This is a genomic window from Thalassotalea sp. 273M-4, from assembly GCF_041410465.1.
Lineage (GTDB): Bacteria > Pseudomonadota > Gammaproteobacteria > Enterobacterales > Alteromonadaceae > Thalassotalea_A > Thalassotalea_A aquiviva.
In genome coordinates this window covers 1,914,571-1,927,786 of sequence record NZ_CP166961.1, presented here as the reverse complement: position 1 = coordinate 1,927,786, position 13,216 = coordinate 1,914,571, and the positions used below count along the sequence as shown (strand labels likewise).

The following is a 13,216-nucleotide window of genomic DNA, read 5'->3' as shown; positions in this document are numbered from 1 at the left end:
AATGATAACATTTTTCACTGGGTTAACAAACAAAAAAGTGCGCATAAGTGCGCACTTTTTGTGATTTACTGTAAAAACCCAGCTTTACATAGTTGCTCGCTATAAGAGCAAGCAAATGCGCTCTATTGAGCCGTAAAACTTAGGCTTTAAACATTGCCGAAATAGATTCTTCGTTACTTACACGACGAATGGCTTCAGAAAGCATACCTGATAAGCTTAACTGGCGAACGTTATCTAATGCCTGAATTTCTGGCGATAATGGAATTGAGTCAGTAACAATCACTTCATCAATCACCGAGTTTTTAATGTTTTCTGGCGCATCACCAGATAAAACAGGGTGAGTAGCGTAAGCGAATACTCGACGAGCACCATGTTCTTTAAGAGCCGCAGCGGCTTTACATAAAGTACCACCGGTATCAATCATATCGTCAACAATAATACAATCACGACCATCGACATCACCAATGATGTGCATCACTTGTGATACATTGGCTTTTGGACGACGTTTATCAATAATGGCTAAGTCAGTATCGTTTAGTAGTTTGGCTACGGCACGAGCACGAACCACACCACCAATGTCAGGCGAAACAACAACAGGGCGGTCGAGGTTTTTGTTTTCCATATCTTCAAGTAAAATTGGTGTACCAAAGACGTTGTCTACTGGCACATCAAAGAACCCTTGAATTTGTTCTGCGTGTAAGTCAACGGTTAATACACGATCAACACCTACGCTAGATAAAAAGTCAGCAACCACTTTTGCTGTAATAGGAACACGGGCACTACGCACGCGTCGGTCTTGACGGGCATAGCCAAAATAAGGCATAACCGCAGTGATACGACCCGCAGAAGCTCGACGTAAGGCATCAACCATTACGATAAGTTCCATTAGGTTGTTATTGGTTGGAGCACAAGTTGATTGGATGATAAAAACATCCGCTCCACGAACGTTCTCGGTAATTTCAACGCTGATTTCACCATCGCTAAAACTGCCTACTTTTGCATCTCCCAAACCCATGTATAATCGGTCTGCAATTTTTTTAGCCAGTTCAGGGGTGGCGTTACCCGCAAAAATCTTCATGTCAGGCACTGTCAGTTCCTCAGAAACTTAGACAACATTTATCTTTATACATTAGACCAAAACAGGCCAATGCTGTGTGGGCTAACCAAGGTTAGCATTACCGCAACGCGGCAGTAAAAAACATTTGTTGGTATTATGAATGTTTTTTAAATAGCAAACACCGTGTCCAGTTCCGCTAGAGTAGGTGATTGACTTAACCCTTTAGCTACAAACGAGCGAACGCCTTGTGGTAGCTTTGATTGAACGGAAATTGCGCTTTGTTTATCTTCGAACGTTGAAAAAATACAGGCACCAGTACCGGTTAATCGGGACGGAGCGTATTCTAACAACCAAGCCATGAGCTTGGCAACCTCGGGATAGAGTTTAATAACAAGGTTTTCACAATCATTATGGCATTGGTCAATATTTAACTCACTAAGTGACAATTTTGTTGTATTTCGAGGTAAATCTGGGTGGGTGAAAACGGCAGCCGTACTGATTTCACAGTCAGGCACTGTAATTAAAAACCAAGGGGTATCTAATTCAATCGGGATCAATTTCTCGCCAATGCCCTCGGCAAATGCATTATACCCGCGCACGAATACAGGGACATCGGCGCCCAAAGTGAGACCTAATTGCGCCAATTGCTCAACCGACAAGCCCACTTGCCATAATGTATTTAACGCTAACAGGGTCGTGGCTGCGTTTGAAGAACCGCCACCTAAGCCACCCCCCATCGGTAAGCGTTTATCGAGTTTTATATTGACCCCAACAGGCTGGTGGCAATGTTGCTGTATTAGTTTGGCCGCTCGATAAATTAAATTTTGTTGCTCGCTAACCCCGGCAATTGGGTTTAATAAATTGATTTTACCTGAGTCATTGACTTGAAACTTAAGGGTGTCCCCATAATCAATAAATTGAAAAACGGTTTGTAATTCATGGTAGCCATTGTCTAATTGGCCATTAATATGTAAAAAACGGTTGATTTTGGCAACCGATGAAAAGGTGTAAAAGGTTGGTTTCACTAATTTAATTCCCAATTGTAAATGGCCATTTTAATGGTCAGTTGTGGGTGCACAACGGTTAACTTATCAGCCAGTCGATACGTTTCGACTAGGGTATAGTGCTGATAGTTGACTTGCCAAGGCTGATTGTTCTTGTTGGCATGCAACGACAGGGGAAGTTGAGTCGTTGGCGAATATAAAATACTGTCATCAGAGCTTGCTTTAAGGCCCTTAAGCCAATAGATCAAAGATGAAACAGGCAAATTTAAACCCGTTGCGTGCATTAATAGGGTGTTTAGATTGTCATCTTGCCAATGTTCACCGTTAGAATGAAGGTGGTAGGTATTACCGTCATGCGTTAACGACAGCAGGCTAACACCAAGAAACGTGGTTAATTTAAGATGGGTGATATCATCTTGCTGTTGCCAATAAAAATTAGCACTTTGTTTATCATTGGTCGTCAAAAAAGCAATTTTGCCTTTAATTGTCCAGTCATTCAATGCTTTGAGCTCTTGGCTTCGTTGGTTTTTATCTTGAAATAGCTCTTGTGTTGAGTATTGGCTCGCACAACCATTTAGCAAAATAACTAATAAAATGAACCAGTATGGTGAACTTTTGAACATATTTGCTGAGGCTTCCCATTTTTTTATTGATATATTGCAACACTTTCTCGCAATACTTTCAATCATTGCGCAAATTACGTAAAATTATCACCAATTTGCATCTAGTATTATCAGTTTTGCTCAAAATATAAGATAATCTAGCAAATGCAACTTTGTTTTCACGTTTATTAGGCTAGTAACTTTCATTTATGTCCATTTTTGCAGTCGGAATCAATCATAAGACGGCACCTGTGTCAGTCCGAGAAAAGATTGCCTTTTCTCCAGACAACCTAACGCATGCCTTGCAGGAAATGCTAGGTAATCTGCAGTGTAAAGAAGCCGCGATTTTATCGACCTGTAATCGCACTGAGTTATACTTTGTGCAAGACAAACCACTGGCCGCAGTGCAAACGGAGGTTACCGCTTGGCTCGAGCAGTATCATAAAGTACCGGCCAGCATTATTGAGCCCACCTTATATTGGCACCATGAACAACAAGCCGTCACTCATATGATGCGAGTTGCTTGTGGCTTAGATTCTCTGATTTTAGGCGAACCTCAAATTTTAGGGCAAATGAAGCAAGCCTATGGGCAAGCCAAAGCTGCTGGTTCAATGAAAGTCATTATGGAACGTTTATTTCAGCGTACCTTTGGCGTTGCTAAGCAAGTACGTACAGAAACCGAAATTGGCGCGAGTGCGGTATCAGTTGCGTTTGCCGCGGTGCATCTTGCAAAACACATATTCGATGACCTTGGTAAAAGTAAAGTATTGTTAATTGGTGCTGGTGAAACCATGGAATTGGTTGCTCGGCATTTATACGACAACAATGTCAGTAAAATTACGGTGGCCAATCGCACCGTGGCACGAGCTGAAAACATTGCCAAAGAAGTGGGCGCCGATGTTATCACCTTAGCGCAAATCCCAGAACATATCGGTGATGCCGATATTGTGATCAGCTCAACAGGCTCAACGTTACCGATTATTGGTAAAGGTATGGTTGAAGATGCGTTGAAGCATCGTAAACATCGTCCTATTTTTATGGTCGATATTGCAGTACCAAGAGATATTGAAGAGCAAGTTGGCAGTTTAGAAGATGTGTTTTTATATACCGTCGATGACTTACAAAGTATCGTCGCTCAAAATATGGAAAATCGTCGTAAAGCCGCGCAACAGGCCGAAGTTATTGTGGGCAGTCAAACAACGGATTTTATGGCCTGGTTACGAGGTTTGAATACCCAAGATGCGGTCATTACTTATCGTAATCAGTGTATGGCAAAACGTGATGAGTTATTGCAAAAGGCGATGCAGCAATTAGCACAAGAAAAACCAACGGAAGCGGTTTTAAACGAATTAGCGGTACGCTTAACCAATAATTTAATGCACGCGCCAACTCGTGCATTACAAACAGCCGCCCAAGGCGGTGAACTCGATAAAATAATTTACCTACGTGATGTGTTTGAATTAGATAATAAAGACGATTAACCCTATTCAATTTGACCAAACACACACCTTTTTAAAATGACACTTTGGTGAAAAAATTACATGAATGAATCTGTATATCAAAAACTTGAAGGCTTAGTAGAACGTTTCGAAGAAGTTCAGGCCTTATTATCTGACCCTGATACCATAGCCGATCAGGAAAAATTTAGAACATTATCAAAAGAATTTTCTCAGTTAGAGGAAATTACCAAAGTGTTTGGCGCATATAAAACGGCACAAGATGATTATGCCCTAGCGCAAGATATGCTTAAAGACGAAGATCCTGATATGCGAGAAATGGCGCAAGAAGAGTACAAAGAAGCCAAATCTGCGATTGAAGAGCTGACACAAGAGTTGCAGATTCTGTTACTGCCAAAAGATCCTAACGATGACAATAACTGTTTTGTTGAAATCCGCGCGGGTGCTGGTGGTGACGAAGCCGCCATTTTTGCTGGCGACTTATACCGTATGTACAGTCGCTACGCGGAAAAACAAGGTTGGAAAACTGAAATCATCAATATGAATGAAAGTGAGCAGGGCGGTTATAAAGAGATCATTGTAAAAATCTCTGGTGATGAAGTTTATGGCCAAATGAAGTTTGAAAGCGGTGGTCACAGGGTACAACGTGTACCTGAAACCGAATCCCAAGGCCGAGTTCATACATCGGCTTGTACGGTCGTTGTTATGCCTGAAATTCCAGAATCACAAGCGATTGAAATAAACAAAGCCGATTTGCGCATTGATACGTTCCGAGCGTCTGGTGCCGGTGGCCAGCACGTTAACAAAACCGATTCCGCTATTCGTATCACCCATATTCCAACGGGCGTCGTTGTCGAGTGTCAAGACCAACGTTCTCAACATAAAAACCGCGCGCAAGCAATGTCTGTACTGCAAGCGCGTTTACAACAAGCCGAAGATGAGAAACGTCGCAGTGAAGAAGAATCTTCGCGACGTAATCTAGTCGCCAGTGGTGATCGTTCTGAACGTATTCGTACCTACAATTACCCCCAAGGACGAATGACAGATCATCGCATTAACTTAACCTTATATCGATTAAATGAGGTTATGGAAGGCAACTTACACTTGGTGATGGAACCTATTATGCTCGAGAACCAAGCGGATCTGTTAGCCGCTCTTTCTGAACAAAATTAAGCTTGTGCTAAGCGACACATCGAAAGGGGCCGATGGATTTCCTAAAGCCCCACAAACAATTGAACAGTCTTTGGCTCGCGCCATCGACTGTTTTTTATCGTTTGAGTCAAAGCAAGATGCCAAACTCGATGCTCGAGTTTTAATGGCTCATGTTGTGGATAAACCGCTCAGTTATTTACTGGCTTGGTCCGACACAATGCTTACAACAAGTCAGTATCAACAATTTATTAAGAGTGTTGAACGGCGCAGAGCAGGCGAACCGGTTGCCTTTATCACCGGCAAGCGCGAATTTTGGTCATTGGAGCTCTTTGTTGACCCATGTACCTTAATCCCTAGGCCCGATACCGAGATATTGGTTGAGCAAGTACTTAATCAAAATCCAGAGCCTAATACACGCTTGTTAGACTTAGGCACAGGTACTGGTGCTATTGCATTGGCATTGGCGTTTGAAAACCCAACCTGGTCGGTAGAAGCCGTTGATTTTAATAAAGATGCGGTGGCCTTAGCGCAAAAAAACGCAGAACACCATGGCATTAAGAACGTACGTATTTATCAAAGTGATTGGTTTAGTTCGATACCTCAACAGCCATTATTTGATTTGATTGTTTCAAACCCTCCTTATATTGATGTTAACGACCAGCATTTATCGCATGGCGATGTGAGATTTGAGCCGAGTTCGGCTTTGGTAGCCTCTGAGCAAGGGTTTGCCGATATCATTCATATCATCAACACCAGTAAAAGGTATTTAAAATCAGGTGGGCAATTGTATCTAGAACATGGTTTTGAGCAACATCTTCATGTTCAGGCATTATTAGCACAAGCGGGTTATATTCAGATTGAAAGTTTTATCGATTATGGTAATAACCCTAGAATAACCATGGGTTATTTGCCTTAAGCCTGCTGTATTTACCTGTAATGGGGAGAGGTAAATGCATTCGCAGCCAAAGCCTCAAGCAAAAAAATGAGCAGAGAACTGCTCATTTTTTTGTTATTTATGAGCTTAGCGCATTAGCTAAGTTTCATCTTATAAGCACGGATGAAAATTCTAAAAGGCCACAATAAGCATTATTGAAGCATTGTATTGTCGACATAGGTTGGCAAGTTTAGTGTTGTTGCGCATCTAAGCGTTGACCATTGATCCCAATGCTGTCATCACTCATTAAGAATAAATAGGCTGGCATAATGTCATCTGGCTCAGGGAGCTGTGATTTGTCTTCGGCTGGAAAAGCCGTAGCGCGCATTTTAGTTTTTGTTCCACCAGGGTTAATCGCATTGGTTCGTAAGTTACTGCCTTCGTATTCATCGGCGATTACTTGCATCATGCCTTCGGTGGCAAACTTAGAAATACTGTACGGTCCCCAAAAAGCACGGCCCTTATTACCCACACCAGATGTGGTAAAGACTAAGGACGATGGTTTATCGCCTACCATGGCTGGAATTAAGGCTTGGGCAAGTTGAAGTTGTGCGGTTAAATTCACCTGCATAACATCGTCCCAGATTTGCTGATTAATTTGGGTGAAAGGGGTTAACTCCCCTAAAATTGAGGCATTGAGTAAAGCACCATCAAGGTGCTTAAACTGCTCGATGATCGTCGTGACCATGTCTTGGTAATGTTTAGCAGTGGCGCCTTTCATATCTAATGGGATAATAGCTGGCTCTGGATAGCCCTTGGCCACGATATCATCATATACCTGTTCAAGTTTGTTAACGGTACGACCCAACAATATGACTGTCGCGCCGTGCTTAGCGTAATGCATTGCCGCGCTCTTACCAATGCCATCTCCGGCACCGGTGACCAATAATACTTTGCCTTGTAAACAATTTTCTTTTGCTTGATATGGGTACATTTTCTGAATCAATTATGGAATTTGTCACTATTCTACCTTTAGCGCAGTAAGGTTTCGAGCCATAGCCGAAAAAAAATGAAATTTATCATCGATGTGAAAAAAAATGTAGCACACAAGTCTAACTTACGTTAAGTTATTGTTAACCAAATTTGCTCTGGTCGTACTTGTGAAAAACAAATACATGCAGAAGACAATAAATTGTCGATAAACTCGACAGTTAGACCAATTATTACAATAAGTTACTGTATAAAAATAATAAATTAGATACAGACATGAAGTCCTTTGGGGAGAAAAAATGAAAAAACTTTTGTTAGGCCTTGCTGTTGCAAGCGCTGTCAGCCTAACTGGCTGTGATGATGAAACGATTAATGATGTACAAAATGATACGGGTAATGTTGATACCCTGTTACCAAATTCTCGGGTTGTGTTTGACCCAAAAGCGGAAAGACTTTCTATTCCGAATGATTTAGTTTTCTCAGATACCCAAGATGGTACGCTAAATTTTGGAGTAGATGACCCGACAGATTTTGCCAATCCACGAGTAGCGCTAAATGCCCTTGATGGCTGGTCGACGAGTCAGCCGTTTGTTTTACAGTTTGATTTTGCTGAAGGGGTAAGTCTAGATCCCGCATCTCTTTTAGAATCTGGTGCTGTGGTGATGTTTGAGGCGGTGATGGGCGCAAGTTTAACCGATGCCGACTGTGCGTCAGTACCGGCAGCTATTGGTTGTAAAGCCGTTGCACCATTAATCTTTGGCCAGGACTACGTTGTACAAGCTCGCGGTAATGACTTAGTTGTGATTCCAATGCGACCTCTTAAAGCAAAAACCACCTATATTTTGGCCTTAACCAAAGCGCTAAAAGATAGTGAAGGTATGCCAATTTTAGGCTCAGAGGTTTATGAGTTGGTGCGACAAGATGTGAATACTCTACCACTAGCTGACCCTGAACAATTGCTTTTGCAAAATATTATCAACAGTTACGAGAATTTAGCCCAAGAGATTGGGGTTAATGCGGATGATATTACCTACACCATGGCAATGACCACGCAATCAATTGATAATACTTTGCAGGTGACAAAACAATTGTTGGCAGCATCATTAACCGAACAAGCATTGTTTGCAAAGCCAATGGTACAAGTACAAGATAGCGGTTTAAGTGTGGCACAAGTTCTGGCTTCACAAGGCGCGATTGACCCAATGAATCAACAATTGATGGGTTTATACGGTAGTGCCAATTACATGGTCGGTAGTGTGACCATACCAAACTATTTAGGTGTGCCGAGTGCTGAAAACCCCGTTGCGCCTACCAATGTACCGTGGAAGGCAATGTGTGATTCAGGTGTTATGTTAGCTTTTGCAACCAATTTACCAGCTGAACCTCAAAGTCAGAGCGATGCAATATGTATGAGCTTTGGACTTCGTGATTTAGGCATTGACGCCGAGCGCAATCTAACCAAATTCAATCCCATCCCAGCAATGACCAAAATGCAAACCGTTGATGTGCAAATGACCACGCCAGATTTAGCTGTGGCTAATGCCGTTCGTGCGCAATTAGGTATGCCTGAAATGACGATGCCAGAAAATGGTTGGCCGGTGGTAATGCTGCAACATGGTGTAACCTCTCGTAAAGAAGATATGCTAGCAATAACCGGTATGTTATCAATTAATGGTTTTGCTACTGCCGCCATTGACCACCCATTACATAACAGTCGTGGTTACGATTTAGATATGGACGGTAATAACGATATCGATGCAGTCACAAACCCTTTTGCTTATATCAATATTGCATCATTACTCAATACCCGTGATAACTTGCGTCAAAGTACCGCAGACTTAATGGCGTTTCGCCTTGGTCTTAACTTTACGCAAGGTGCGATGATTGATTCAGCTCAGGTACACTTTTTAGGTCACTCTTTAGGGGCAATAACGGGTGTAAACTTTCTCGCATTAACCAACGATGAAAACGAAAAATTAGGAGCAGCAAATGCTTTCTTTAAAGTTCATGCTGGTTCGTTAGCGATGCCTGGTGCAGGTATTGCCAATTTTATGATGGAATCACCTTCGTTTTCGGCCCTAATAAAACCAAACCTTGCCTACAGTTCATCGGAAGCATTTAAAGCGTTTGCCGATGCACAATTAGGTGAGTTGGCAGCAGACCCTATGCAATTGGTTGCTATTTGGCCTCAGTTTGTTGCCATGTTAGATGAAGTACAACTGGCTGAGCTAAATAGCGTATTTAGTTTATATACCTTTGCTGCGCAAACGATAACCGGTGCAGGTGATCCGCTTAATTATGTAACAACACTTCGCGGCAATGGTACACCATTGCACCTTATTGAAGTGGTTGGTGATGGGATGAATAATTTATCCGATCAGGTGGTGCCTAATACCGTATCTACGCATCCTTTATCTGGCTCTAGCCCATTAATCACATTACTGGGTACCCCTGTGGTTAGTGAGACAGTCATGTCTTCAGATGGTATGCCAATTTCTGGTGCAGTTAAGTATGTAAAAGGTCATCATGGTTCTGTTTTAGACCCTTCTACTCGACCTGAAGCACCAGATGCAGAGATGACATCTCGTGCTACCCAAGAAATGCAAGCACAAATTGCAACCTACTTTGCAACGGGCGCGACGGTTATTCCTGTCAACGATGCAGAAGTTGTATTGCAATAAAACACTAAATCATGGTGTTGTAAAAGGAGGCTGAGCCTCCTTTTTTTTATCGCATCCATGGTATATTCGTGTAAAATCACGCTATTAAGTTAACATTCAAGTTTAGGAGATATTACTTGGAATTTTTGTATGAATACGGCTTATTCTTTGCCAAAGTCATGACGTTTGTCGTTGCTATTGTGGTGATCATTGCTTCTGTTGCCGGTGCAGCCCAAAAACAAAAACATAAAAAAGGCGAGCTAGAGATTAACGACCTGTCGGAACAATATAGCGAAACGGAAGAATACATGACTGCGCATCTGCTTGACAAAGACGAGATGAAGCAGCATGAAAAAGCATTAAAGAAGAAAGAAAAAGAAGACGCAAAAGCCAAAAAGGAAGGCAGACAAGAATCGAAAAAACGCATGTTTGTTGTTGATTTTAACGGTTCTATTGACGCTAAAGAAGTAGACAGTTTACGTGAAGAAGTGAGCGCTATTTTATCGGTAGCGAACCAAAATGATGAAGTGTTGGTACGACTAGAAAGTGGTGGTGGAATGGTCCATGGCTATGGCTTAGCTTCATCACAACTGGATCGTATTCGTAAACGTGAGATCCCGTTAACCGTATCGGTCGATAAAGTTGCTGCAAGTGGCGGTTATATGATGGCGTGTGTCGCAGATAAAATTATTTCAGCACCTTTTGCGATTCTTGGCTCGATTGGGGTGTTGGCACAAATTCCAAACTTTCATAAGCTCCTTAAAAAGAGCAATATTGAATTTGAACAATTGACCGCGGGTGAATATAAGCGAACCCTTACCATGTTTGGTGAAAACACCGACAAGGCTCGTGAGAAGTTTCAACAAGAATTGGAAGAGACCCATCAACTATTTAAACAGTTTGTATCTGAACACCGAGACAGTTTGGATATAAATCAGGTCGCAACAGGTGAGCATTGGTTTGGTTTAAAAGCCAAAGAACTTGGCTTGGTTGATGAGATTTCTACCAGTGACGATTATTTACAAACGGCGGCAAAAGATTGCAAGGTATTGTCGATAAAATACAATATGAAAAAAGGTTTAGCCGAAAAGTTTTCAATGGCCGCATCGATGTCACTTGAAAATCTAGTGGGCAAACTTTGGCAGAAAAACCAAGTTTTACCCAAATAAGGATCTGTTGTTAGATGGATCATGACTTTTGGCTTAATTGCTGGCAACATTCTCGTCTTGGTTTTCACCAAGACGAGTTTCATCCGCTGTTAGCGCGATACTTCCCCACCTTATGTAAACCAACCGACACCTGTGTTTTAGTTCCTTTATCGGGAAAGTCATCAGATTTATTATTTTTTAAAAATCATTTAGACGTGGTGGCTAATGAACTCAGTGATATTGCATGTTTGGACTTCTTTAAAGAAAATCAACTTGAATACTCGGTTATACAAGAGGGGGCGTTTAAACGCTATCAGTCAGATCAGTTATCTTTGTATCAAGGTGACTTCTTTTCCTTAAACGCGCAAGATTTACCCAACGTTGACTGGATTTATGACCGAGCTGCAATTATTGCTTTGCCTGAATTAATGCGTCGACAGTATGTAGAGCATCTGAAAAGCTTTATGTTGCCCAACACTCGTGTATTTTTGTTATCACTAGAGTTTGATCAAACGCAAATGAAAGGCCCACCATTTAGTGTGGAACAAGACGAGATTAAGACTTTGTTTCAGGGCTTTACTATTGAAAAGTTGGCAGAGCGTGATTTAACGGGAAAGAAATTTGCCAGAATTCAACTCAGTGTCAGTCAATTAAAAGAAACTTTATACCTTATTAGCCGCAAATAACCACCGAACAAAATAAAAAGGGTTGCTAAATCGCAACCCTTTTTTTTAATGCTTTTGGCGGTTATTCTTTCAAATGATGAAAATCAATATCATCACCGCTATCAACTTCAAGATTGTTAAATGTGTCCTCATTAAGTTGACCTTCATATTTACCAACGATGATGGTGGTCATTGAGTCACCTGTTACATTGACCGCTGTACGTACCATATCAAGAAGACGATCAACCCCTATGATTAGGCCTATACCCTCAACAGGTAGACCAACTTGTGCCAGCACCATAGCGAGCATGATAAGCCCAACCCCAGGCACCCCTGCGGTACCAATAGACGCTAGAGTGGCGGTTAATATCACCATTAAAAAGTCGGTAAGCGTTAGGTCAACATTGAATACTTGGGCAATAAACACCGTCGCTACCCCTTGCATAATCGCCGTGCCATCCATATTAATGGTGGCACCTAAAGGTACGGTAAATGATGCAATGGAATTATCTACTCCCATTTTTCGAGTAGCGGTATTCAATGTTGAAGGTATGGTGGCATTCGAACTTGCGGTACTAAAGGCAAACAACGCCGTCGTGCGCATTTTCTTAATGAAAATAACCGGACTCAATCCGGTGAATGTTTTTAATATTATTGGGTAAGTAATAAGGGCATGCAGTAAAAGCACAGCCAATACTAAGAAGAAATATTCGAGCAAGCTGAGGATGTCATCCAATTTAAGTTGGGTAAACAAGGTGGTCATTAAACAAAATACACCATAAGGTGCTAGGTTCATTAAAATAACAACCAAACGCATGATAACTTCATTAAAGTCTTCAAACAGTTTCGCTACACGTTCCCCAGCGTCTCCAGCTAAAGCTACCGCTAAACCAAACAATAAAGAAAAAACAATCACTTGCAGCATATTGCCTTCGACAAAAGCATTAAATGGGTTGGAGGGGAACATGCCAATAATAACTTGCGTAAGCGAAGGGGCTTCTTTAGCGCCATAGGTAACATCGGCAGTCATGTTAACCCCTTCACCAGGACCTATGATCACCGCTGAAAAAATAGCTAAGGTAATAGCAATTGCTGTGGTCATCAGATAAATCCCGATAGAGCGCCCGCCAATTCGACCTAACTTTGAGGTGTCATTTAATGAACAAGTACCACACACTAGAGAAACAAAAACCAAAGGTACCACCAACATTTTTAAGCTGTTGATGAATATTTTGCCCCCGATTTCAAATAGGCCATCAATAAAAAAACCGCGGACATGAAAGTCAAATAAGTATAGTGGAATAACTAAATCGCCATCCTTAGGGAGGAAAAATTGGAAGATGAGACCAAGAAAAATCCCGGCTATCATGCCGATAACAATTCGTTGGGTTAAGCCTTTTGCATTTTCTTTATTCATAAAATGTTCTTTGTGATTTTGATTGTTTAATAATAGCAGTTCTAACAAACTGCAACATGTTTGCAGGAGGGCTTATTATAACAAGTCCCTGTAATACCCGTAATTTGACCAGTAATGTAACTAGATTTCAACAATAATATATTTTTTTAAAAGAAGGCTAACTTTTTATTTATTAATCAGTTATGATGAA

11 protein-coding genes are annotated in these 13,216 nt (G+C 41.5%); 6 read left to right on the top strand and 5 right to left on the bottom strand.

The genetic code is table 11. The features are described 5' to 3' along the window. Positions 1 to 139: 139 nt before the first annotated feature. The 3 genes from ACAY00_RS08700 to lolB form a co-directional block, all read right to left on the bottom strand. Entirely contained in the window at positions 140 to 1,087 is a 948-nt protein-coding gene (locus ACAY00_RS08700; protein WP_371372522.1) for a ribose-phosphate pyrophosphokinase, read from the bottom strand. A gap of 137 nt (positions 1,088 to 1,224) precedes the next feature. Then, the gene (gene ispE, locus ACAY00_RS08695; RefSeq protein WP_371372520.1) at positions 1,225 to 2,082 is read right to left on the bottom strand and encodes a 4-(cytidine 5'-diphospho)-2-C-methyl-D-erythritol kinase; all 858 of its coding nucleotides are present in this window, start codon (positions 2,080 to 2,082) and stop codon (positions 1,225 to 1,227) included. Beyond that, positions 2,082 to 2,684: a lipoprotein insertase outer membrane protein LolB gene (gene lolB, locus ACAY00_RS08690; protein WP_371372518.1), complete on the bottom strand. Its 603-nt coding sequence runs from the start codon at positions 2,682 to 2,684 to the stop codon at positions 2,082 to 2,084. The genes ispE and lolB overlap by 1 nt, the downstream gene beginning before the upstream one ends. Positions 2,685 to 2,872: 188 nt before the next feature. Between lolB and hemA the strand changes: the two genes are divergently transcribed. Genes hemA through prmC form a run of 3 tightly spaced genes read left to right on the top strand, consistent with a single transcriptional unit; the run spans position 2,873 to position 6,188 of the window. Continuing rightward, complete coding sequence (gene hemA, locus ACAY00_RS08685) at positions 2,873 to 4,144, top strand: glutamyl-tRNA reductase (protein WP_371372516.1); 1,272 nt, start codon at positions 2,873 to 2,875, stop codon at positions 4,142 to 4,144. A gap of 60 nt (positions 4,145 to 4,204) precedes the next feature. Next, positions 4,205 to 5,293 carry a peptide chain release factor 1 gene (gene prfA, locus ACAY00_RS08680; protein WP_371372514.1) on the top strand — a complete coding sequence of 363 codons (1,089 nt, stop codon included), beginning with the start codon at positions 4,205 to 4,207 and terminating at the stop codon, positions 5,291 to 5,293. A 4-nt stretch (positions 5,294 to 5,297) separates the two neighbouring features. Continuing rightward, on the top strand, positions 5,298 to 6,188 hold the full coding sequence (gene prmC, locus ACAY00_RS08675; protein ID WP_371372511.1) for a peptide chain release factor N(5)-glutamine methyltransferase: 891 nt from the start codon (positions 5,298 to 5,300) through the stop codon (positions 6,186 to 6,188). Positions 6,189 to 6,396: 208 nt separating this feature from the next. Here prmC and ACAY00_RS08670 read toward each other — a convergent pair whose 3' ends face one another. Further along, positions 6,397 to 7,140 carry a YciK family oxidoreductase gene (locus ACAY00_RS08670; RefSeq protein WP_371372509.1) on the bottom strand — a complete coding sequence of 248 codons (744 nt, stop codon included), beginning with the start codon at positions 7,138 to 7,140 and terminating at the stop codon, positions 6,397 to 6,399. A 295-nt stretch (positions 7,141 to 7,435) separates the two neighbouring features. Here ACAY00_RS08670 and ACAY00_RS08665 point away from each other — a divergent pair, with 295 nt between their 5' ends. The 3 genes from ACAY00_RS08665 (at position 7,436) to ACAY00_RS08655 (ending at position 11,630) form a co-directional block, all read left to right on the top strand. Further along, positions 7,436 to 9,817, top strand: coding sequence for a VolA/Pla-1 family phospholipase (locus ACAY00_RS08665; RefSeq protein WP_371372507.1), 2,382 nt, complete (start codon positions 7,436 to 7,438; stop codon positions 9,815 to 9,817). Between the two features lie 116 nt (positions 9,818 to 9,933). Further along, the gene (gene sohB / locus ACAY00_RS08660; protein ID WP_371372505.1) at positions 9,934 to 10,965 is read left to right on the top strand and encodes a protease SohB; all 1,032 of its coding nucleotides are present in this window, start codon (positions 9,934 to 9,936) and stop codon (positions 10,963 to 10,965) included. A gap of 14 nt (positions 10,966 to 10,979) precedes the next feature. After that, positions 10,980 to 11,630: a thiopurine S-methyltransferase gene (locus ACAY00_RS08655; RefSeq protein ID WP_371372503.1), complete on the top strand. Its 651-nt coding sequence runs from the start codon at positions 10,980 to 10,982 to the stop codon at positions 11,628 to 11,630. 61 nt (positions 11,631 to 11,691) lie between these two features. Here the strand turns inward: ACAY00_RS08655 and ACAY00_RS08650 are convergent, their stop codons facing one another. Then, positions 11,692 to 13,026, bottom strand: coding sequence for a dicarboxylate/amino acid:cation symporter (locus tag ACAY00_RS08650; protein WP_371372501.1), 1,335 nt, complete (start codon positions 13,024 to 13,026; stop codon positions 11,692 to 11,694). Between the last annotated feature and the right edge of the window lie 190 nt (positions 13,027 to 13,216).